General features: G+C 43.8%; 20 protein-coding genes. 8 read left to right on the top strand and 12 right to left on the bottom strand.

All coding sequences use genetic code 11. From position 1 onward, the window contains the following. Positions 1-331: 331 nt before the first annotated feature. The 3 genes from ligD to ACNURT_RS17280 all read right to left on the bottom strand — a co-directional run bounded on the left by ligD (position 332) and on the right by ACNURT_RS17280 (position 4,426). A complete protein-coding gene (gene ligD, locus ACNURT_RS17290) occupies positions 332-3,055 on the bottom strand; it encodes a DNA ligase D (protein ID WP_419698772.1) in 2,724 nt (907 codons plus the stop codon). A 575-nt stretch (positions 3,056-3,630) separates the two neighbouring features. After that, positions 3,631-3,918: a hypothetical protein gene (locus ACNURT_RS17285; RefSeq protein WP_419698771.1), complete on the bottom strand. Its 288-nt coding sequence runs from the start codon at positions 3,916-3,918 to the stop codon at positions 3,631-3,633. 64 nt (positions 3,919-3,982) lie between these two features. Continuing rightward, complete coding sequence (locus tag ACNURT_RS17280; protein ID WP_370995132.1) at positions 3,983-4,426, bottom strand: Hsp20/alpha crystallin family protein; 444 nt, start codon at positions 4,424-4,426, stop codon at positions 3,983-3,985. Between the two features lie 462 nt (positions 4,427-4,888). On the opposite strand from ACNURT_RS17280, the gene ACNURT_RS17275 reads away from it, so the two are divergent. From ACNURT_RS17275 to ACNURT_RS17260, 4 genes are read left to right on the top strand one after another with little or no spacing between them, the layout of a single operon-like run. Further along, positions 4,889-6,436, top strand: coding sequence for an FAD-dependent oxidoreductase (locus tag ACNURT_RS17275; RefSeq protein WP_419698770.1), 1,548 nt, complete (start codon positions 4,889-4,891; stop codon positions 6,434-6,436). Then, positions 6,426-6,890, top strand: coding sequence for a hypothetical protein (locus ACNURT_RS17270; RefSeq protein WP_419698769.1), 465 nt, complete (start codon positions 6,426-6,428; stop codon positions 6,888-6,890). The genes ACNURT_RS17275 and ACNURT_RS17270 overlap by 11 nt, the downstream gene beginning before the upstream one ends. Continuing rightward, entirely contained in the window at positions 6,871-7,950 is a 1,080-nt protein-coding gene (locus ACNURT_RS17265) for a glycoside hydrolase family 130 protein (protein WP_419698768.1), read from the top strand. The genes ACNURT_RS17270 and ACNURT_RS17265 overlap by 20 nt, the downstream gene beginning before the upstream one ends. An 11-nt stretch (positions 7,951-7,961) precedes the next feature. Beyond that, positions 7,962-8,942: an SDR family oxidoreductase gene (locus ACNURT_RS17260; protein WP_419698767.1), complete on the top strand. Its 981-nt coding sequence runs from the start codon at positions 7,962-7,964 to the stop codon at positions 8,940-8,942. A gap of 145 nt (positions 8,943-9,087) precedes the next feature. Here ACNURT_RS17260 and ACNURT_RS17255 read toward each other — a convergent pair whose 3' ends face one another. Continuing rightward, positions 9,088-9,249 carry a hypothetical protein gene (locus ACNURT_RS17255; RefSeq protein ID WP_370995137.1) on the bottom strand — a complete coding sequence of 54 codons (162 nt, stop codon included), beginning with the start codon at positions 9,247-9,249 and terminating at the stop codon, positions 9,088-9,090. Positions 9,250-9,258: 9 nt separating this feature from the next. After that, complete coding sequence (locus tag ACNURT_RS17250) at positions 9,259-10,206, bottom strand: manganese catalase family protein (RefSeq protein ID WP_419698766.1); 948 nt, start codon at positions 10,204-10,206, stop codon at positions 9,259-9,261. A 191-nt stretch (positions 10,207-10,397) separates the two neighbouring features. Here ACNURT_RS17250 and ACNURT_RS17245 point away from each other — a divergent pair, with 191 nt between their 5' ends. From ACNURT_RS17245 to ACNURT_RS17235, 3 genes are all read left to right on the top strand, one after another. Further along, on the top strand, positions 10,398-10,547 hold the full coding sequence (locus tag ACNURT_RS17245; protein WP_419698765.1) for a hypothetical protein: 150 nt from the start codon (positions 10,398-10,400) through the stop codon (positions 10,545-10,547). 30 nt (positions 10,548-10,577) lie between these two features. Further along, on the top strand, positions 10,578-11,030 hold the full coding sequence (locus ACNURT_RS17240) for a low affinity iron permease family protein (RefSeq protein WP_419698764.1): 453 nt from the start codon (positions 10,578-10,580) through the stop codon (positions 11,028-11,030). Positions 11,031-11,374: 344 nt separating this feature from the next. Next, the gene (locus tag ACNURT_RS17235; protein ID WP_419698763.1) at positions 11,375-11,929 is read left to right on the top strand and encodes a ferritin-like domain-containing protein; all 555 of its coding nucleotides are present in this window, start codon (positions 11,375-11,377) and stop codon (positions 11,927-11,929) included. 168 nt (positions 11,930-12,097) lie between these two features. On the opposite strand, the gene ACNURT_RS17230 is transcribed toward ACNURT_RS17235, so the two are convergent. The 4 genes from ACNURT_RS17230 to ACNURT_RS17215 all read right to left on the bottom strand — a co-directional run bounded on the left by ACNURT_RS17230 (position 12,098) and on the right by ACNURT_RS17215 (position 18,666). Beyond that, the gene (locus ACNURT_RS17230; RefSeq protein WP_419698762.1) at positions 12,098-13,183 is read right to left on the bottom strand and encodes an efflux RND transporter periplasmic adaptor subunit; all 1,086 of its coding nucleotides are present in this window, start codon (positions 13,181-13,183) and stop codon (positions 12,098-12,100) included. Further along, complete coding sequence (locus tag ACNURT_RS17225; protein WP_419698761.1) at positions 13,180-16,344, bottom strand: efflux RND transporter permease subunit; 3,165 nt, start codon at positions 16,342-16,344, stop codon at positions 13,180-13,182. Before ACNURT_RS17225 ends, ACNURT_RS17230 begins: the two co-directional genes overlap by 4 nt. Continuing rightward, on the bottom strand, positions 16,341-17,687 hold the full coding sequence (locus ACNURT_RS17220) for a TolC family protein (protein ID WP_419698760.1): 1,347 nt from the start codon (positions 17,685-17,687) through the stop codon (positions 16,341-16,343). Before ACNURT_RS17220 ends, ACNURT_RS17225 begins: the two co-directional genes overlap by 4 nt. Positions 17,688-17,826: 139 nt before the next feature. Further along, the gene (locus ACNURT_RS17215) at positions 17,827-18,666 is read right to left on the bottom strand and encodes a chromate resistance protein ChrB domain-containing protein (protein WP_419698759.1); all 840 of its coding nucleotides are present in this window, start codon (positions 18,664-18,666) and stop codon (positions 17,827-17,829) included. A 330-nt stretch (positions 18,667-18,996) separates the two neighbouring features. Here ACNURT_RS17215 and ACNURT_RS17210 point away from each other — a divergent pair, with 330 nt between their 5' ends. Then, a complete protein-coding gene (locus tag ACNURT_RS17210; protein ID WP_419698758.1) occupies positions 18,997-19,809 on the top strand; it encodes an FkbM family methyltransferase in 813 nt (270 codons plus the stop codon). 77 nt (positions 19,810-19,886) lie between these two features. Here the strand turns inward: ACNURT_RS17210 and ACNURT_RS17205 are convergent, their stop codons facing one another. The 3 genes from ACNURT_RS17205 to ACNURT_RS17195 form a co-directional block, all read right to left on the bottom strand. Continuing rightward, positions 19,887-20,627 carry an FkbM family methyltransferase gene (locus ACNURT_RS17205; protein WP_419698757.1) on the bottom strand — a complete coding sequence of 247 codons (741 nt, stop codon included), beginning with the start codon at positions 20,625-20,627 and terminating at the stop codon, positions 19,887-19,889. Further along, a complete protein-coding gene (locus tag ACNURT_RS17200) occupies positions 20,624-21,730 on the bottom strand; it encodes a glycosyltransferase family 4 protein (RefSeq protein ID WP_419698756.1) in 1,107 nt (368 codons plus the stop codon). Before ACNURT_RS17200 ends, ACNURT_RS17205 begins: the two co-directional genes overlap by 4 nt. Positions 21,731-21,859: 129 nt before the next feature. Beyond that, a complete protein-coding gene (locus tag ACNURT_RS17195; RefSeq protein ID WP_419698755.1) occupies positions 21,860-23,290 on the bottom strand; it encodes a hypothetical protein in 1,431 nt (476 codons plus the stop codon). Between the last annotated feature and the right edge of the window lie 3 nt (positions 23,291-23,293).

The raw sequence follows: 23,293 nt of genomic DNA, 5'->3' as shown, positions 1-23,293 counted from the left end.
TATAGTAATTGCTTATGGAGAATAGCAGCAAGAAAGCCTGTTTTACTTTTTATTATTATCAGGTTTTCCTGATTAAAAAAATTCCATGATCTTTAAATGGCTTTGTCTAACCTTACTGCTTTATATTATCGTTCCTTTTTATGGTTGGACAGGACTGATTTCTGGTAGCAGGGCATACTTTCATTATGCATATAGGCGATAATATATGAGGCAGAATAAATAAGTTGGTTTCCCAAATGGCAGAGGTAATGTGTTTTCTGATGTGGATTATCGACATTCTGGACTGCTGCCTATCGAATCTTTCACTGAAGCGATGGACTGAACGTGTATGCTATCCAAACAGGCTTTTTGCTTTTTGAAGGACTTTTTCCATGTCAATCCCTTTACTTAACACACCTTTAAATAGATCCCCTTCGGTTTTAAGACGAGTGATACTGTTTTGAATTGTAAAATCACGCATTGTAAGTCCAGGTTTTACTTCATCCCAATGCAGAGGCATCGATACTGTTGCTCCCGGTTTAGGACGTAACGAATATGGCCCGGCAATTGTGGCCCCCGGACGGTTTTGCAGAAAATCAAGATACATCTTGCCTTGCCTGTTTTTAATAATCCGTTCCAGGCTAGTATACTCCGGAATTTGATGATGTACCAGATTGACGATCATCCGTGCAAATAGCTGTGATTGATCATAAGTATATTTTGTACCCAATGGAATGTAAATATGCATCCCGGTTGAACCAGATGTTTTGGGGTATGAGGGTACTCCAATGGCATCGAGCACTTTTTTTACCTCTAATGCGGCAGTGATGACCTGTTCGAAAGTATTCTTATCAGGATCAAGATCGATTACGCAATAATCCGGGTTGTCCGGTGCCTGTATGCGGCTAAACCAGGGATTCATTTCTATACAACCCAATGATGCCATCCAAAGCAATGTAGCTTCATCATTACCCACTAAATATGCTTTGGATTCTCCCTCGCTGGTTGTATAAGGAAAAGTTTTACTCACCCACTCCGGTGCTTTACCTTTAATGTCTTTCTGATAAAAGCTTGGCCCATGTATACCATTGGGAAAGCGATTAAGCGACATCGGCCTATCCTTTAGGTAGGGTAAAATATATTCAGCGACCTGATAATAATAATTAAACATGTCACGCTTGGTAAAGCCATCTTCTGGCCAGTAAATTTTACTAAGATGCGTAAAGGTCAATTCATGCCCATTGATCTTACGCATCTGCGTTTCATCGGTCGGGTTAAGTAACGTTTTTCGGCTTTTATCAGCTGGCGAGTGTAATGCCAGATCCGTTTTAAACTTTTTATCTTCCACGGCCATTATCGTTTTTGCTGTATCTTCAGGTATTTCCAAAACTACATCTTTCGCATTCTTGTCAGCGCGCATACCCTTAAAGGACGCTTGCCGGAAGATGCCTTCGCTGGTCACTTCGGCATAGTTTATCTCGCAAAGCAATACCGGCTTTAGCCAGGTAGGTTTAGCACCTAATCTTTGCGGCCGGAAACGGGAAGGTTTGTCTACGTCCGGTTCCACCTCAAATGGACTTTTATCTGTGATCAGCGGCTTAAATGCTTTCATCATTTCCTTTTGGGTTTTTTCTGAGAAGCCGGTGCCAACCTTACCTGAGTAGCGGAGCTGCTTGCCGTCGTAAACACCCAATACCAATGCACTAAAAGCTTTAGCTGTCCCCTCGTTCCTGGTAAAACCAGCAATCACCACTTCCTGGCGCCTTTGGACTTTTATTTTAATCCATTCCTTAGAACGGAGACCAGAGGTGTACACACTGTCTGCTTTCTTCGCCATAATGCCCTCCAGGCCTATTTTCTCGGCAGCATCAAAGAAATCTACACCTCTTGCTTCAAATACCTGGCTTAACCGGATACGATCATCGTCAACTGGCAATATATTCTGTAATACGGCTTGCCGCTGAATCAATGGTAGATCCATCAAGTTTTTACCTTCATACCACAGGATATCGAAAACATAATACACAAGGCTGCCATCGGCTTCGCTTCGCCAGTTTTGTAAAGCGCCGAAATCAGATATACCCTTTTCATTGATGACCAATATTTCACCGTCAATTAGGGTATTCATATTCCAGCTTTTCAGCAAGTTAAGGATTGGATAATATTTATCAAACGCAATATTGTTGCGGGAGATCAGTTCGGCGTTGCCGGGACTAACTGAGCCGATAGCACGATATCCGTCCCATTTAACTTCGTATACCCAATCCGGGTCATTAAATGGTTCATCTACCAAAGTAGCTTTCATAGGTTTGATATTGACAGGTGCTGTTGATTCGGGCGCTTTCCTTAAAATAGCAGCAACATCGATTTTTTTGGTATCAACGGGATCAACGGCTTTCTCTAAAGCTTTGTCGGTGCCCGGTTGTGCTTTTTTTTGGCTACTTTTTTTTACCTTAACCAAGTTTTCTTCACGCCCGTTCTGCCAGACTTTCCCGCTACTTTTTTTCATTTGGTCAATGGTCTTATCAGAAAGTACGGATTTATCTTCTTTCGTAATATCGGCTGTACTGGCAAACTCATCACTATGTTTGATCAGCAGCCAGCCATTTTCGCCCATACCATGTGTTTTGACAAGTGCATATTCGCCCTGAAGTTTTTTGCCGTGCAATCTTATCTTCACAGAGCCGGATTTCAGCTGTTTCAGCAGATGTATTTCCTGCGCCTTCTTGCCTTTAATATCGTCTCCGATAGGCTCATATGTGCCTTCATCCCAAACAATTACGGTGCCTCCGCCATATTCGCCTTGCGGTATAATACCTTCAAAATGACGGTAATCAAACGGGTGGTCTTCGACCATCATCGCGAGTCTTTTAACTTTCGGGTCGGTTGACGGGCCTTTGGGTACCGCCCAGCTTTTTAAAACACCTTCCATTTCAAGGCGGAAATCATAGTGGAGGTGTGATGCGTCGTGTTTTTGTACAACAAACATCAGCTGTCCTTTATGTGTGCTTTTACCCCCGAAAGGTTCGGGCGTCTTTGCTGCATCACGCTTCTCCTTGTATTTTTCAAGTGCCATATGCCGAAAAGCCCTATAGAGCTATCTTTTGTATTGGTTTTTAAATAAGCGGTCGGTTATTTTTAGAACATCCGCCTGTCTGAGCAGCATGCCCAACTGATCTTTGAAATACGGGATTTCATAAGCTTCGCTACCCGCACCAAGTTTCAGTCGTGATCATGTTTTTGTTATCATCAGACATCGCTATTGGTTAGTAGAATAACAACTTTAAGGTATTCCTGTTTAAATAATAGTTATAAAATTTATGCATAGTACTTCTGAGACCAATATCCGTTCTGTCCATCTAATTCCGGCTTTGGAAGCTGACAGACGTTCTTTTAAGTCAATTCAACGATCTGTACTCATTTGGGGTATACCCAGTGTCCTTTTTAAACACGATTATTTTAAGTAACGGCATAACTGCCGATGAACAATTGAATAAGGGTTTTGCTGACCTGGTTGCTTTGGGAAGAAGTTTTTATCAACACCTGATTTTTATACTTAATTGTTGTAAAAAGCCGTCCAATCATCGTCGTGGTTTCGATGAGACAAGATAAAAGCAAACCATAACAAGAATGCGGTTAATAAAAGATCTTTCATGTTATTTCCTCCAGATTCTTTAAGCGAAAAAGTTCGCGTGTGATCAGTTTGCAATTCGCACCGACATCTTCCAGTGAACAGTAAATAGTTTTAATCTGCACCGGCAATTCATTCACGGTTTCCATAAGGTCGATATGCAGTGGTAAATTAAAGTCCTTTCCGCTTTTCAGCTGGCTAAACAATTCATCGGCGATTTGTCGGTCGTCGCCCAAAAAGTATTGACCATAGTTCACAAAGCCTTGTGCTGTTTTTAGACTCAGTAAAATATAAAACTGCGTTTTCATAGCCGTAACAAATAAAGAGCCCCCGCAAGCGGGAGCCCTTTGTGTAAAAAATGATTTAAGCCTTTTATTTAATTTCGATTTGGCGACGCACCGCTTTGGCCTCCTCGCGTTTGGCAATGTCGATCTTTAATACACCGTCTGTATAGGCTGCCTCGATCAGTTCTGGGTTGGCGCTTTCAGGTAAGGTAAACGACCGCACCCAGGATGTATAGCTGTATTCGCGTTTGCTGTAGTTTTTTTGAACATCTGGTTGGTTATTTTGCATTTCCACAGATATGTTCAATACATTCCGGTCAAGGTTCAGTTTAAAATCTTCTTTTCTCAGCCCTGGCGCAGCCAGTTCGATATGAAAATGATCTTCGCTTTCGCTGATGTTGGCAGCCGGCACACGGCTGGTCAGGCGATCGCTGAAAAAGGTGTCGTTAAAGATGGAATCAAAAACGTCATTAAAACCTGGTAGTAATGAACTGTTGTTACGTTTGTCGGAATTAAATTTAACCAATGTCATAGGTCTTTCCTCCTTTAAATGTTGTTAAAAAATGAATGAACAATTAATTAATTAAACTAAAAAAAGGCAAACAAGTGCTGTGCCAGAGTTTTAGTGCTGAAAAAATTTCAGACAAAACTGAAAATTTATCAGCGCGGATGTCATTATTTCAGTATGGTTCACGTTACTAAACCTATAGATGCGGCACATATGGAAACAGCAGAACAAATTAGATCAATACTTATATAGGTACAATTTATACTTGTCGGATTTCATAATTTATCCAAAAGTTGTTAAACCTTTATATAAAAAGCCTCTAAATCAACTTATGTCTGCCTTTGAATATGACCTCCTTTAAATTGTTTCTGAATAAGCTTTGGTATCAATTGTTGCCGAGTTATAAAAAGATTCGAGTATATGAGGAATTTGTTAAATAGGTAAGATATTGCCAAACAGAGTAATGCTGATTTTTGTAGTAGAATTATGGGAAAGACAACGAATGCCATATTAGCCCGCGACGGAGCACAGCAAGCGCCTTGGCAATATGGGGCAGCGACTATAATTTCGAAAGCTTTATTTGATACTACCACCGTTTATGATGCGCTGATTGTAGGTGGTGGCATTACCGGTATTACAACGGCACTGTTCCTTCAGAAAGCCGGTAAAAAAGTAGTGATCGCTGAGGCGCATAACCCGGGATTTGGAACTACCGGTGGGACGAGCGCCCACATCAATACCTTCGCGGATACTACTTATGCGGAAGCAGCGAGTGCTTTCGGCGCAGAAGGGGCGCAACTTTTCGCGGATGCGATCAATGAAGGTTTCATGTTCATTAAATCCAATATTGATACTTACCAGATTGGTTGCGATTACGAAGTCAAACCTGGCTACCTGTATGCAGAAACCGAGGACGAGGCCAAACAATTGGACGAAATCTATAACAGTGCAATAAAAGTAGGTGTAGCGGTAGATTATGCAGAAGAAGTGCCTGCACAGGTAGCGTATTTAAAAGGCCTGGTTTTCGATCAGCAAGCGCAGTTTCATCCTTTGAAATATTTGCAGGGTTTGCTGAAAGAGTATCTGGAGGCCGGAGGTGTTCTTTTAGAAAATACGCGGATAACCGGTATTCAAACAACAGATGGTATACACGCCGCTGAGTCGCCTGTAGGTACTATTCGCGCTAAGGCGGTAGCCTATGCCACCCATATGCCGCCTCATATCAACCTGTTCAATTTCGAATGCGCACCTTACCGCAGTTACATACTGGGCGTGAAGTTAAAAACGGATACTTATCCGGATGCGCTGGTTTACGATATGCAGGAACCTTATCATTATTTCCGGACGCATGTAATTGACGGCGAAAAACTTTTGATCGCCGGCGGCAATGATCATAAGACAGGTCACGACAACCCGGAAAAAGCCTTTGCTGATCTCGAAAAATACATCCGGAAATATTACAACGTATCCTCGATTAAATACCGCTGGTCATCACAATATTATGTACCGGTGGATGGTCTGCCATATATCGGGCAGATGCCACTTATGGCTGAGGGTATTTACTGCGGGACTGGTTATAATGGGAACGGGATGATGCTGGGCAGTATCGCGGGTAAAATACTTAGCGACCTGATTAGGAAACGACCCAATAAATATCAGAGTTTGTTCAGCCCTTCGCGCGTCAAACCGATAGATGGCTTCAGCGAATTTGTCAAAGAGAATACGGATGTAGCTTACCGTTTTGTGGCTGATCGCTTTCATATCCACGAAACCGGTTCTTTGAAACAATTATTACCAGGTACCGGCAAAGTGGTTGAGGTGCACGGTGAAAAAATCGCGGCCTACAGGGGCAAACACGGAATTATTCATGCGCTTAGCCCAGTCTGTACCCATGCCGCCTGTATCGTAAACTGGAATGGCGAAGAAAAAAGCTGGGACTGTCCCTGCCATGGCGCTCGTTATGATATTGATGGAAATGTATTGACAGGACCGGCAACTAAAAACCTACTTAAGATCAGCAGCGATGAAAACTAAGGAAATATTTGCAAGCGGCATCACCGGTACTACCTTTATGACCCTGTTCAGCTATCTTGTTTCCCTGGCTGATGGCGAAAACTTCAGTGAGCCTGAGCGCCTTGGACAACTAACCGGTCGCCTTGTCCCGAAACTGGACAAGCGCCAGAGTCAGGCTTTAGGTTGGACCGGTCATTATGGTGTAGGTTTACTTTTTGCATTAGTTTATGTGGAGCTCTGGCGGCGCGGAAAATTAAAACCTGATCTGAAAACGAATCTTTGGTTGGGTGGCTTAAGTGGCCTGCTGGCGGTCGCAGTTTGGAAAAGCACTTTTAAAATGCACCCGCTGCCACCTGCGTTAAGTTTTAATAAATATTACCTGCAACTCGTCCCTGCTCACCTCGTCTTTGCAGTCTTCGCCGGGATTGGTTATCAAATCTTGAAAAGAACGAATCATGCTACAGATCATCAATGAGTCGGAAAAAGGCAGGACGGATCTGGCTCAACGTTTCCCGGAAAATCCTTTGTTGTTACCTAAAAACCTGGCGCCCAGCGCCAGTGGTTTACAAATCATTAGTCTGCTAAATCCGGGCGTATTCCGTTACAGAGGGAAAACATGGCTTCTGGTAAGGGTAGCAGAAGGTGCTGCGCAAAAGGAAGGTGTACTTTTTTTTCCTGTCCTGAACGCAACGGGTAATACTGAGATCATCGAAGTACCGTTAAATGATCCCGACCTGATCGCTACCGATGCACGAGTAATCAATTATAAAGGCTTGGATTACCTGACCACAATCTCACATTTACGCTTATTATCCAGCGATGATGGTGTGCATTTCACCGAGCCGGAAGGCTATCCTTTCTTGCTTGGGCACGGCTACCTGGAACGGTTCGGCATTGAAGACTGCCGGGTGAGCCAGATAGGTGATACTTACTATTTAACCTATACCGCTGTATCTGATAGTGGTGTTGGCGTAGGAATGCAAACCACTAAGGACTGGCAGCATTTTGAATCCGGTGGGATGATCCTGCCGCCGCACAATAAGGACTGCGCGATGTTTGAAGAAAAGATCAGTGGGAAATATTACTGTCTGCATCGTCCCAGTAGTAAAGAGATCGGCGGCAATTATATCTGGCTCGCCGAATCTCCGGATGGTCTGCATTGGGGCAATCACCAGTGCCTGATCAAAACCCGGCCGGGCTTATGGGATAGCGCACGTGTGGGTGCCGGCGCCGCGCCGATCCGTACGGAGCAGGGTTGGCTGGAGATTTACCATGGTGCAAATGCAGAGCATCAGTATTGTTTAGGCGCTTTCCTAATGGACATAGATGATCCGTCCAAAATAATTTCCCGGACAACCGAACCGATCATGGTACCCACTGAAGCTTATGAATTAAGTGGTTTTTTCGGCTATGTGGTCTTTACCAATGGCCATATAGTAGATGGAGACCGGCTAACGATGTATTATGGAGCGGCGGACGAGTTTGTCTGCGGCGCGCATTTTTCGATCAGTAAAATTTTAAGTAAACTCAGTTAAATAGGCTACTCATGGCAAAATCAAGTGTATTGAAAGGAAAAACTATCGTGATTACCGGTGCATCGAGCGGTGCCGGTCGTGCAGCGGCGATTGAATTTGCCCGGCAACAACTTTACCTGGTGCTCGCAGCCAGGAACGAAGCCGCATTAAAAGAAGTAGCCGATGAATGCCGCCAAATAGGCGCGGAGGTACTGATCATTTCAACCGATACCAGTGATAGCAAAGCCATGATCAGGCTGGCTAATGCGGCGAACAACTGGCAGGGTCGTATCGATGTCTGGATCAATAATGCCGGCGTACTGGCCGCAGGTGATTTTGATACTACCCCAATGGCGGTGCATGAGCAGGTGATCAAAACCAATTTGCTCGGTTACATGAATGGGGCACACGCTGTGCTGCCCTTTTTCAAGGCACAACAACAAGGTATTCTGATCAATAATATCTCCATTGGCGGGTTTCTGCCAGTGCCTTACGGGACTGGTTATACTGCGAGTAAATTTGGCCTGCGAGGCTGGTCGGAGGCGCTCAAAGGTGAATTAACGAAATGGCCGGAGATTTATGTTTGTGACCTTTTCCCTGCGTTCTTAGACACGCCTGGTATTCAGCATGCTGGTAACTATACGGGAAAAGTACTAAGACCTGCACCGCCTGTTTATGACCCAATACGCTTGGCCAGGACCATGGTAAAAGTTGCAGCTCGTCCCAGATCAAACACCTATGTAGGCAGTGTTTCGTTGTTACTTAAATTATCTCATGCGATCTTCCCGGAACTCACGACTAAAATGACAGATTCGGTGGTGCGTCGTTATTTTAAAGTAGCTGATCCAATAGCGCTGAGTGATGGCAATGTTTTTAACACGGTTGATTATGGAATGTGTACACACGGTGGCTTCGGATTGCCTGGCAAGCCAAAAGCTCATCGAAAATATATAGCTGGGGTTTTAATTACCGGTCTGGCTTTGGGCTATTACTTGATGAATAAGAAGAGATGATCATTAATTTATGAGACGGTATGGATGTTTCCATAGCTGGAGTATGACTTACCAGATAGTGCGGATTACTCGTAAAAATTAGCGCAATAATTAACTGTTATTTAAAATAAAAAAGGCCGTTTGAATATAAGCGGCCTTTAATTGATCACCCGGCGTTGCTATTATCCTGTAAGTCATCTGACGGAAATGTTTGCGTTTCTCCTTTATCCAGCTTCACAACGACCTTATCGCCGATAGCATCGATAACCTCACCTTCGCCTTCCGACGTAATTACACGCTGGCCTTTAAGAAATTGGTGCTCATCCATTTTATATTGTTAATTATTATCTTCAACTTGATAGGTGCTCCACTGAGCTACACCTTGCGGTTCGCTGTTCTTGACCTCAGTACTTTTGTTAGCACTCATTTCCTTATCTAATTTTTTGGTTTGTTTCAATTCTTTATCCAATTCTTTATCTGTTTGGGTACAGCCTTGTGTTTCCTGGACATAAACTATCGGATCAGCCACATAATTCCATTCTCTATCCATACCAGGCATTTCGCCTTCGTTCCATGGGCCGCGGACTGAGGTGCCGTTGGATAGATTGAATGCCTGTTGCGTAAATCTCGGATCGGCGGCCAGTACGCCTGGTGGAAAATTAGGTTGAATATCATTCAATGCAGCTTCGAACATCTTATAGTGAGCAACCTCCCGTGTCATCAAAAAAGATAAACTTTCCTGTACATAGGGATCATCAGTGAATTTCATCAGATGCTCGTAAACGAGTTTTGCCCGTGATTCCGAAGCCAGGTTGCTCCGCAGGTCAACGGTGAGATCACCATTGGAATGAATATAGGATGCACACCAGGGGATACCCTGACTGTTTCGCGGGGTTACCCCGCCTCCGGTAATGATGCCGAATTGCGGATTGGCAAATACAGCCTCGTGAATAATATCTTCCTTAGCGGCTTTGCCGTTTAGTACCTGCATGATTTCCGAACTGTCGGCAGCATTTTTCAGTTCGCCGTTCACGCCTTTCAGCAACATCTGGATGGTAGCACCTACAATTTCAAGATGGCTGAATTCTTCAGTGGCGATATCCATCAGCATATCGTATTTATCCGGATGCGGGAATTTAGCGCCGAAAGCTTGCGTAAAATATTGCATGGCTGCCGCCAGCTCACCGTTTTCTCCTCCGAATTGCTCCAATAACAGGTTGGCAAAACGCGGGTCGGGACGGGATACCCGGGCGTTGAATTGTAGATCTTTAACATGATGAAACATAAAACTGTTGTTTTTAGGTAAATGGATACTTCTATAACTACGGAGATGTATATTATGTTTTTAATTAATTTAATAATTTTATAAGAAATATTAAAACAATATTTAACTAAAGATAGTTGTTGTACTACTTTTTAGGCGCTTCCACAAGTGTTCACAAAGTAATTATGACCATTGAATAATTATTTTTTACCATGAATGCAATCTCAGCCTGGCTATTGACTGCTAATTCCAAATTGAACAGTCCCGACCTGGTCACTGTTTATGAACAGCAGTCAGCGGGTTATACCTTTAAAGGTTATCTGGTTGATGACGCTTGCTGGATGGTTGTAGCCTGGCGGTGACAGTGAGGTTTATATTAAGTTGAAAAATATATGAAAAAAAAGAAGAATTTCTTCGAACGCTTCAGCAATTGGGCCACAGCGGCCACCGGTAGTTCCGCTGCATTTATTCTCGCATCTTCAACAGTTCTCATTTGGTTGGTGTCCGGACCGATATTTCATTACTCGGAAACCTGGCAACTCATTATTAACACCGGCACAACGATCATTACTTTCTTAATGGTGTTTTTAATTCAAAAGTCCCAAAATAAAGATTCCAAAGCGATTCACCTGAAGCTAAATGAGCTATTGGCATCACATGAGGGCACCAGTAACCGTATGGTCAATATCGAGGACCTGACCGAGGAGGAACTGGACCATCTTTATAAATTTTATATCCGCCTATCCGACCTGGCAGAAAAGGAAAATGATCTGACCCGCACGCATTCAATAGATGCTGCCACGGAAAACCAAAGAAGGAAATCAGGAATTCGTAAGCCCCGTTAAAAAGATCTGAAATATGAACAAATTAACTACTGTCACTGCAATGATTGAATCATTAAATGGATCGAGCTAGAAGTTTAACTTTTATTCAGCGGAAAATCATTTTAAACTAAATAATATCCTGCCGATGGAAAAAAGATTGGTCTGTGAAGAAGAATCATAAAATATCCGGAAGTCAGCGCTAATCGACGATATGGAGGAGATTGAAAAATTATATGGAAAGAAACGGCGAGATAAGCACTATCCAAAAAAATGAAAATTATTGCCTTTTTTATAGGTGTTTTGGAACACTTCTTGTTTTATTGAAACTCTGTTATATAATATTAACCATAATAAAATCTATAATCATGCCTACAAAAAACAACAAAAAGTCTGCAGCAGCAGCCAGCCGCACACCAGAAGCTGAAAGTGCGTTGAAAGAGTTATTTATCGATGAGATCAAGGACATCTACTGGGCCGAAAAGCATTTGGCCTCGGCTTTGCCGAAGCTGATCAAGGGAGCGACTTCGGAAGACCTTAAACAAACCATTACTAACCATTTGGAAGAAACCAAAAATCATGTAACGCGTTTAGAAAGTGTATTTGCCTCGATCAATGAAAAACCAGTGGCTAAGAAATGTCTGGCAATGGAAGGCCTGTTAAACGAAGCTACTGAACTGCTGTCTGATACGGACAAAGGCACAGAAGTAAGAGACGTAGCCATTATTTCTGCTGCCCAAAAGGTAGAACATTATGAGATCGCCTCCTATGGCACACTGCGCACTTTAGCCAAAATCCTGGGTTACAGCGAAGCGGAAGGTCTATTTGACGAAACTTTAGCTGAAGAAAAAAATGCGGATACCCTATTAACCCAAGTGGCCGAAAATTATGTAAACGAAGCCGCTGCTACCGAAGTAGAATAAAAAAAGTAATTGTGATTTTTCAAGGGATACCGGAAGGTATCCCTTTCTTGTTTAGGCTTTCCTTAACTCTGTGATCAAAAGTTTGACGGCGACCGCATTCCATCACGATTATGACCAGCGTACATGAGCACATTACCGACCCAAGAATACGCAAGCTGCTATTTCGAGCTACTGTTTTATTTGAACCACTATTCCTTCTTTCAGTTCTTCGTTGGCTTGTGCTACTATTTGGTCACCTGGTTTCAGGTCACCTGCGATCTCGGTTTTTTCCTTGCCTGTAAATCCCGTCTTCACATCCACCCATTTCGTCTTTCCATTTTCTACCCTGATCACAAACTTACGCTCCTGCGTAGTGACAACTGCTTTAAAAGGAACCAGAAATCCCTCGTTTGGGCGGCTGACTGGCAATACAATTTGCGCGAACATACCGGGCTTGAGCAAACCGTTCATGTTTGGAAAAGTAAGTTCCCATGTTTCGCTGCGGGTCTGCGGATCAATTGCATCTGATTTCCGGGCCAGTTTTGCTTTAAAGACCTGTCCCGGATTGGCCGATACTGTAAACGAAGCCACATTATCCTTTAATATAGTTGAATTATAGGCTTCCGGCACAGCCACATCCACTCTTAAAGATGAGTTATCCTCTACGCGGAACAAGAGCGTTTTGCCTGTATTATCCACAAAATCTCCTTTAAAAATATTTCTTGCCGTTACTACGCCATTAAATGGCGAACGGATGACCAGGTAATCTTCCAGCGCCTTATTCGCTTGAGTAGCTGAACGGGAGGCCTGATAAACCGAGCTGTCCGTCCGCATCTGGTTGCGTGCTATTTCCAATTCATTATCCGCCACCGCGCCGGGTGTTTGTGCCGCCTTTAATAATCTTAAATAAGTGGATCTGCTGGATTCAAATTTAGACTTCGTACCCATGCTGTTGCTTTGACTTTGTGCCTGCGCTGCTTTTAATTCTGGTGCATCCAGGATACACAGCACCTGTCCCTTCGTAACTTTAGAACCAATATCTACTTTCACTTCTTTGACATAACCAGGTGTGCGCGCATAAATGTTGGCACGATCAAAGGGGATAATTTCGCCGGTTAAATTCAGTTTATTGGAAACAGGTTCCAGTTTCAGTGTGATCAGTTTAACCACCGGTTTTTCTGGCAGACCCTGTGGGGCGGCTTTTTCCGCTGGATTGCCGCCACATGCTGTCAACAGGCAAACCGGAATTAAGAGTATATAATATAAAGTTTTCATGATTGATTTTCGGTTAAAAGGTGATACTTGCTTGCAGGGTCATCCGGGTCTAAGGAAATAACAGGGACGGGGCGATTGCCGATGGACGACTGGTAAATTAACGGCAATATGATCAGGCTGGAGAACATGGAAAAGATCAGCCCCCCGATCACTGCTGTTCCTAACGGGGACGTCTGATCCCCGCCTTCTCCTAAGCCAAAAGCCATGGGAATCATCCCAGCGATCATCGCCAGGCTGGTCATAAGGATCGGCCTGATCCGGTCTTTGATCCCTTGTAAATAAGGTTCGCTTAGTTTTTCACGACGATGGTTTTCTGCCTGAGTGACAAACAGAATGGCATTGGCTACCGCCACGCCGACTGCCATAATGCAGCCCATGTAGGATTGTATATTCAACGTTTTACCGCAGATCCAAAGCAACAAAAGGCTGCCCGCTAAAATACCAGGAATAACCGAGATGATCACGAGTGATAACCTGAACGACTGGAAGTTTACTGCTAGCAGCAGAAAAATCACCACGATAGCCAGTAAGATGCCGTTTTGAAGTTCAGAGAAAGTTTGTAAAAACACCTCCGCTTGCCCCGGCTGCTGTATCTTCATTCCCTCGGGCAACTTGCCTGCATTGGAAATAATTTTATCAATATCGTTAATGGCCGAACCTAATGCCTTGCCCTGTAAGTTAGCTGTAATCGTGATGAAGCGCTTTTGATTCAGGCGGTCAAATTCACCCTCTGTATTGCCCATTTTCCAAGTTGCCACATCCCGCATATATACCTGTTTACCATTGTTGGAGCTCAACAAAATGTTATCCACTTGTCCCGGATCATTCATGATTAATTCCGGTATCTGCACCTGTATCTGGTAAGCCGTGCCGGCTGCTTTATCTACCCAATAATTAGGCTGTGTAAAACGGCTGGATGAGATGGCGGTAGCCAATGATTTACCGGCATTTTCCACCGTTAAGCCTAACTGCCCCAGTTTCACACGGTCAAATTCGATCTTCATAGCCGGATAACCCTGCGGTGCACTGTAAGCTACATCCCGCAGGTAAGGCAGTTTTTTCAACTGTTCAACAATCTTTTTCCCAAAATCCCGATCCTGCGCTAAACTTTTACCCAAGACCTGCACCTGTATCGGTGTACCTGTTCCCTGGCTCATGACCTGTTCTACCAGGTCAGCCGGTTCAAAAGAAATATGTGATCCGGGCATTTTTGCACTTACTAATTGGCGTACCTTTTCCTTAAAATCATCCAGATGAATGCCCGAACCTGAAATGAATTTAACTTTTAATAAAGCTTCTTCCGGCCCGCTCGTCCATAAATGTATCACACTGACCGGGTAGCTTGATCCCACCAGGCCAACATAGGCAGAGGAAATGGCAATTTTATCTCCGCCGGAAAGGCTGTCGATCAAATGCAGCAATTGTTTGGTGCTTTGTTCTGTCCGCTCAATCCTCGTGCCTTCCTTTAACCTTAATCTCACCTGAAACTGACCCGCATCCACTTTGGGGAATAGTTCTTTGCCAACGGTAAAGAATAGCAGTGCCGCTAAAGCGACGGAAAGTATCAGGTAAATTAGGATCAGGAAGTTTCTACCCGGCGACAAGCGACGGATCAGCCTTTCATGTCTTTCTTTAAAACGGGTCATCCATTTGCCCTCTTTGGCTGTATCAGACAATTTATCCTTAAACAGCCAGTTGGCAATCACCGGAACAAAAGACTGTGACAACAGAAAAGAGGCGATCATAGCAAAACCAACCGAAAGAGAAAGCGGCAGGAACATCGCTTTAGGAATTCCCGACATAAAGAAAGCCGGGAAGAACACAGCCAGGATACAAAGCAGGATCAGCAGCTTGGGTAACGCGATCTCCTTACATGCCTCTAAAATGGCCCGGCCTTTCGGCTCGCCTTTTTCCTGGTGGTGGTGTATATTTTCGACGGTTACTGTGGCCTCATCCACCAATATGCCGATAGCTAAAGCTAAACCACCAAGCGTCATGATATTGATGCTTTGACCGAAAAACTTCAGGAGGATCACCGCTGAAAGCAAAGCCAGCGGAATGGTTAAAACAACAATGAGTGAACCGCGCCAGTCACGCAGAAACAGCAGCACCATCAAACCGGTTAATAATGCCCCTAAAATACCTTCTGTCATCAGACTTTTTATGGAATTGATCACATAGCCCGATTGGTCAAATTCATAACTGACTTTAATATCCGCAGGTATGGCAGCCTGCATATCCGGTAAAGCTGCTTTTACTTTCTGTACCACATCCCAGGTAGAAGCATCGGCGCGTTTGGTTACCGGGATATAAACCGAACGCTTGCCATTAATGAGCGCGTAGCCTGCGGTAATATCAGCGCCATTATCCACTTGCGCCAGGTCATGCACGTAAACAGCAGGTCCGCTGCCGGTTTTTACAGGAATATTGCCCAGGTCCTGGATATTATCCACAACCGTATTTTGAGGCGCTACGAGCATCTGATCGCCCACTCGTAGGTTACCCGCTGGAAGGATGGTGTTTCCTTTGGCGATAGCCGTAACCAGTTCTTCAGGACTGATACCATAACTGCGCAATTTATTGGGATCGGCTTTGATTAACACGGAGCGCTGGTTACCGCCAAACGGCGGCGGTGCAGAAACGCCCGGCAGTGTAGAGAACATGGGCCGAACCTTAAACAGGGCCAGATCCGATACTTCTGCTAATGACCGGGTTGGACTGCTGAAAACCAGTTGGCCAACGGCAACACTGCCGCCGTCAAAACGTGTGACAAAGGGCGATACGGTTCCAGGGGGCATAAAGGCCCGAGCCCGGTTCACCATGGATACCACCTCGCCGGTGGCTTGCCCCATATCAGTACCCTCATAAAAGTTGAGCTTTAATAAGGTAACGCCCTGTATGGTCTTGCTTTCCACAGATTTAATACCGGTGACATAAAGAAAATGGTATTCATAGTAAGAGGTCACGAAACCTTCTATCTGTTCGGCAGAAAGACTGCCATAGGTTTGGGCCACATAGATTGTCGGTGTCCCCAGCTTTGGGAAAATGTCAATCGGCATTGTCTTAATGGATACCACCGAAAAGAAAACAATGGCGATGATAGCCACGATGATCGTGACCGGCTTTCTTAGTGAGCTATATAAAAACTGAATAATGTTCATTTGCCGTATTGGTTTAAAAACAGGTTGAGGCTGCCGCTATAGGCCGCCTCGTTTAATAAAGCCCGCCAGGCACCATAATAAGCGATCTTTACGGTAGCCGCAGATTGAAATAAAAGCTGCTGTGCCTGGATCACGTCGTAATAATTGATCAATCCCGATTTATACCTGGATTGGATGGCTTTATACGAATATTCGGCGGAATGGAATTGCTGCGGTGCCAGCCTGGCTGATTGTACCGCCTTTTGAAAATTGGATACCGCGATCTCCTTTTGTGTGTTCAAATGCAGTTCGGTTTGCGCCAGTTGTTCCCGGCTGGATGCGGTAATAAGCTCTTGCTGTTTCCATAAAGGTTTCTGCCGGAAAGCTTCCAGTATAGGGAAAGCGATTTGCGCACCCACGCCATAATTATACCGCTGAAAGCGCCAACCATCACTGGAATTGACCGAACCATCAGTACTTATGCCTGAACCCCGGCCATAACCCGTGCTCCAAAGAGTCAAACGGGGAAGGACGCTTTTCTTTAAGGATTTTAATGTCAGTTCATTCGCGGTAATGTTGGCCTTTCCTAATTGTACCTCCGGGTGATCAGTTGTTGAAGTATCTGCCAAAGAAATAGTAGGAAGATTTTTAAAAAGTGATGAATCCACCGGCAGGCCAGCCGGTAATTTACCTCCAACCAGTTCTTTAAGGATGATCAATGTCGAATCTCTTTGCCTTTCAAATGCAATCAGCTGCATTTGGGCCCTGGTATATTCTGAGTGAAATGAGGAAGAGTCGGTTCCTGGTCTTAAACCACTGACCACTAAGGTTTGTGCCTGTTTTAAGTTAAAAGCTGATTTATCAATATTGGACTGGTAAACTTTGATCAGATCGCTGACCAGCAAATAATTTAACCAGGCATTGATCACGTAAACTTGGTGCCGGAATAAAGTTAAGTTCTCATCCGCTTCGCCGTATTGTAATCTTCCTTTAGCCAGATCAATTTCAGCACTACGCTGGCCAAAGGTGATGGGTTCCCATTGCAGGTTGAGCGCCGCGGCGCTGCCCGGAACTCCATTGTAATCATTGCCTTTGCTTGGCGGGCCGCTGATCGGGGTAATATACTGCGGGTAGATCATCCCGGTAATGTTATTCGCGGTAGCGTAATCTACCTGGTAGGAGGCATTGAGTGATGGGATTAAACCGTTCTGCTTATACTTTACCGCATATTGCAGGGCCCGGGTTTGCAGTTTTTTGGCTTTGATCAGGGGATAATTGGCTGTCGCCGTCTGAAGCAGGGAATCCAGGTAGGACTTGCCCTGCTGCGCCTCGGCCCATTCGGGCAGCAAGAAACAAAAGAGCATGCCTGTGAGTAGTCTGATCCTTGAGAGAGGTAAAACGGGATGTTTCATAGGCGGAGATCCAGTGCTGTATATGTTAGCGCAATGCTATGGGAATTTCAAACTCCAAAATAGAACGGATTTTACCTGAATAGAACCCGCTTTACTTTTTAGCCAGATTTTTTTTGTAGTCGGACGCTTTCATGCTCATTTGTTTCTTGAAAATTCGGTTAAAATGGCTTTGGTCAGAAAAACCAGTCAGGTAGGCGATTTCTGATAAAGAATAATCGGTAGTTTCCATCAAGGCCATGGCTTTTTCGATCCGCATTTTTCTGATGTAATCCCCGAAGGAAAGATTTTCAAAATATTTGGAAAACTCCCTTGAAAGGTAAGCTGGGTTGATCTCCAGTTCTTCGGATACCTGCTGTAAACTTAAGCTCATATTAGTATCGATCTGATCCTGGATCATTTCCCTGATCTCCTTTGCCCATTTCGGTATCTTTTTAGAGCCTTTTTGCTCAAGGAACTTATTGAATAGTTCCAGCCAGAGCTGTCCCACGGGTTCCTGTGTATGCTTTTGTTGATATAGATACTTTGCCCAGGTATATAAGCCATCATATATTTTCATACCAAGTTCCAGCAATTCATGATCGTCCTGGATGTTTTGTGCCAATCCTAAAAATATGGCGGATAAACCAGCAGCCTGGGGGGCAAAATCAAAGCGATCGGTATCCGCTCCCCGTACGATGGCTGCAATCCGGAATAACGCATCATCTTTTAAGCGATGCTTTTTCAGAAAGTAGTCAAATGAACACTGATCTTCATAATGGCTATACTCCACACCTGGTATATCAAAGGGAATTGCATCCAATTCTGTCGCTTTGATCAGTACTTGGTTTAATGGCACATAAATAATCTCACCTTCCGGATCAATAAACCGTTTGATCAGCCATGGACAGGCAATACGGTCGATCTTAGGGTGTTCTCGGGTGATCCATTTCATATCATCAAAGTTAAAAATCTAAAACTGCATTATGAGATCTACTGATACTCAAGTTCTGTGGGGCGTGAACTGGACATAAATACATACAAAATCTGTAGGAAAATGGAAATTATGGTCTCCGAAATATCAAAATAGATCAAAATTTTTTAAGTTATACGATACCATTGTGTTGCCGGATTCTAAGCTTTAAATTTGTGGTTAAGCATAAGATCCTAAAATGCACAAATAAGAAATGAATAAGGTGGATACGTTTACCAGGTAAAATATCATTAAATTACAACAGTACAGTATTGCACCAGTAGCCTGATTATAACCAATATTTAATAAAATATGAATACCCTCGGAAAGTCTGTTAAAAGAGTGTATGTATTCCTGTTTGTACGGCGGATTTTTTATCCTGTGAACCTTTTGTTGTATAAGCTGAGTTTGTTTGGGTTGGGAATGAAAAATTATGAGAACGATACTGTATCTGGAGAAAAGGCGTTCATTAAATTTTTGAAGGCCGGGAGGAAGCTTGATTCCGGCGTGATTATGGATGTTGGTGCCAATATAGGAAACTACTCGGTGATGCTGAGAAAGAATGGGCTTACTCTACCTATCTTTGCGTTTGAGCCGCATCCGGTAGCTTTCCGTAAATTAAGCGAGGCAGCATCGGCATACAATTTCATAGCAGTGCCAGAGGGAGCAGGGGAAGAGAGTAGTGTGGCTGCGATTTACGACTATCAGGGTGATGGCGGATCAGAACATGCCAGTATGTATAAAGGTGTAATAGAGCATCTTCATAAGGGGAAAGCCGAGGAAGTGGCTATTGCCCTTACCACTATTGATGAATTTGTAGTGGAACATGGTATTTCAAAGATAGCTTTATTAAAGATCGATACCGAAGGTCATGAACTAAGTGTGCTCAAAGGGGCCAGGCAAACTATCGCCGACGGAATGGCAGAAGTAATACAGGTAGAGTTCAATGAAATGAATATCATCTCTAGAACCTTTTTCAAGGATATTGTTGATATATTACCTGGTTACGATTTTTACCGACTGTTGCCAGACGGATTAAAGGCGCTGGGGCCGTACAAAAGCACCACTTATGAAATATTTTCTTTCCAGAATATTGTGGCGTTGAAACAGCCCCGTCAGTCCTAAGCATTTTTATTTCTCTTGACCACCATATTCATCAGTGGCCAGGAAGTGCTGTCCGGAGTGATCATTAATTACAATTTTCATTCTTTTTTTCTTTTATATAAAAGATCCATTTGCAAGAATTGTAATCCTTCCGATTGAAGGAGACCTACCGGAGCAATGAATTCAAATCCCAGTTTTTTCACGAAATGGTGCATTTCATCAAAAAGTGGTTCACCCTCATACATTTGGACAAAAGAGGTTTCAAATAACAGGTAATCAATTTGCTGCAAACTATCTACCGCGCCTTTCAATACTTCCTTCTCAAATCCCTGTACGTCAAGTTTCAACAATACTGGTGAAATAAAGGACAGCTCGTTGCGCAGGTCATCCAATCGCTGTACGGGTATTTCTATCCGGTGTGATGTGATTGTTTTCGGGAGGATGTCTTTTTGCAGGGCAGATACATGTAGGGCCGAGCTGGCATGGGAGTAAGCATTGCTGTAAAATTCAAGCGTTCCGGTGGAGTTGCCCAGGGCCATATTGTAAGTGCTGATACTGCTTAGCCTGCATGTATTGCGTTGTAAAATGGGAAACACTTCAGGAAGGGGCTCAAAGGAATGGATAAGTGCACCAGGATAGAAGTGACTGGCGGCCACTGCAAACTGGCCCTGGTTGGCACCTGCATCTATAATAGTGCCTAATGCCGGGATGTAATGCCTGCAATTATGCAATATCCGGGTAGAAGCTACGGAAGCTCCCTTTTCCAGCAGCGATTTGAGGCCTCTGCCTGAGGCCAGGAATACTTTTACAGCGTCCGCTATTTTGAAAATAATACTCATGTCGTAAATTTGAAATTCCAGCAATCTTTATAAAAATCAATTGTTTCGAGCACACTTTTATCCCATGTAAATTGTTGGACCTGTTTCAGGCCACGGGCAATCAACTGTTGTTTGAATGTTTCATTTTCCAGGGAACTGATCTTCTCAGCAAATAGCAATGGATCTGGCTTTTCGGCCATCAGCCCGGCGTTGCCTACTACTTCAGGTATAGATGTCATGCCGGTAGTAACCACCGGGCATCCGGCTTTCATTGCTTCTCCCGGAGGCAGTCCAAAACCCTCATAAGCAGAAGTATAGAGAAGGCAGAAAGCATAATTATATAATATATTGAGATCTGCCTGATTTATTGTTGGGAAAATATGATAGCGTCCAGCTATTTTTTCTTTCATCATACTTATTTCTTCTTTATTCCAGGGCTCTCCACCTATCACTACCAAGTGGAAGGAAGGAGGAAGCAGCTCCATCGTTTTTACCGCCATGGAAAAATTCTTATAGTTCCTGCGTGCGCCTACATACAGGATGAATTTTTCTTCAAGGTCAATATCCAGCGAACAGCTGACTGGTTGCTGTTTGTTAATCTGGTAGAAATTGCCAATGCCATGATAAATCACTTTTACCTTTGCAGGGTTAATGGTTGGAAAAAAGTGAAGCAGCTCTTTCCGGGTGCTGTCTGATATACATATAATGCCGTCGGCCCGCTGTATACCATATGCTTTTTGCATGGTATTAGCCAGTCCCCGCGGAAACTTTGAGGCTAACTTCCGCTCGTGCGCAAAGTCATGCACTGTAAGAATGTTCAGGATATTTTTTTGAGGAGACACGCGCAGGTATCCTCCGTGAAAAACTGCACCGGCTGGAAGGGGATAGCGCAGTGGCAGGTACCGGAGATATTTACAAGGAATCCAGCTCTCCCGGATACAATGGAAATCGTTATAATCTATTTTCTTTTCGAAGATATTGTCTGATTGCGGCCGTGCGTTTAAAATGCCAACTGACAGGTCACTGTTGCACATACCAGACAACAGCTCGTACCAGTAAGCAGATACACCGCCGGCTTTCTGAATAGAGAATACAATATTATCTAAAAATACCTGCATCATCATATTGTCATTAGATCCACATGTGACATTACTGGGTTGCCGGACATATAATAGATTCGTACCACGTTTTTTATCAATGCGATTAGTTTTTCATAATCCCAAGACATCCGGAATTGAATCCACCAGCGAATATTACTTACTTTGTTCATGTCTCTTTTCGTTTATTGGTCCGTTATTATATGCACAGAGTAATGCCACTATTATCAAAAAAAGATCTATCTGGCTAAAAAAGAAGCAAACAGCCACATACCCCAGGTAGCTACGCTGAAATGGCGAGGTTCCCTTACCCGTTCTGGTAAGTATCAGGAAAAAGAAAACCAGGGAAACAGCCCCGAATTCTGCCAGGATAAAGAACCAGCGCATGTTGAGGTTATGACCGCCAACACCGGCCACCAGGTTTTGATAAGTAGCTTGCCCGAAAAAATAACCCGCGGGAATGAATGTGCTGTTTCCAGCTCCATAACCAGATATAAGAAGATAGGGTTCATCCCGCAGGAAATCTACCACCGGTAGTTCCATATCTCTCTGCAGTGGAATTCCGAGAATGATATTACTCTTACCCCATACTTCGCCGTAATCATAGCGGTATGCTGATCTTTCAAGCAGAAGCCGATATATGGGCTGATTGCGGTTAGCCATATATTGTTTCAGGATGTACTCTTTGGATGCTGTGATCATAAGGAAAATACCAACGATCATGGCCAGGGTGCCGATTATTTTCAATCTTACCGGCATCAATTTTGGGAAACACAGGAACAGAAGGCCACCAGCCAGAATATTGATCCAGAAGGTTTGTGACGATGTAAGGACACCCATAATAAACATTAATGTCGCCGCCTTATAGTTCCGGTCTTTTATAAACAAGGGAATGGTTAAGGAAAGAAAGGCGCTGAAAACTTTAGGCTCCCCAAACAACGCTTGCACCCGCAGTCCCAGTGGGCCATTGATCTCCTGTAGCAGGTAACGGCTTTGCAGCCCCAGAAATTCACTAAGTTGCACATTATGGAAAATGAGTTGTACGGCAATCTGGATAAAGGCAATACCACAGGATATAAACGCAATTTTTTTCATGCTGCCCGCGAATTTTTCAAATGAAAGTTCTTCTCGTTCTTGCACTATCCTGGCGCCAATAGCAAAAAAAGGCAGGTAAGTTTTCAGATAAAAATAGATGGGCTTTGTATAAAAAGCGTATAGCCTGCCACCGGGATAACTGAAAGGATCTTTGTAGAATTGTGTGATCAGGAATACTACAATATTCGAGAGCAGGGGTAATATCAGCAGAAAAAAATATTCCTTCCTGATGTATTGCTTGCCGGTAAAGAACCGATGCGCCTGTTCAACGAGGATGAAAATGCCAACAAAAAAAGTAGCAGTAAAAGTAGGCCCGATGACAAGTATGGTATAGGCTTCTGATGCAAAGGCGTAAAGCAGTGTATCTATAATAGAGATCCGCTTGTTATAGTAAAGATACAGCAGTATCGCGGCAATAACCAGGGGCATGCTTTCCCTGAAACATTCCACGAATAGATTACTGCTTTGAAGATCACTGTATCCTACTTCCATATT

Origin of the sequence: Mucilaginibacter sp. NFX135 (assembly GCF_048565145.1) — a bacterium.
GTDB lineage: Bacteria > Bacteroidota > Bacteroidia > Sphingobacteriales > Sphingobacteriaceae > Mucilaginibacter.
The sequence above is the reverse complement of the archived record's forward strand: the minus strand, read 5'-3'. Positions and strand labels throughout refer to the sequence as shown.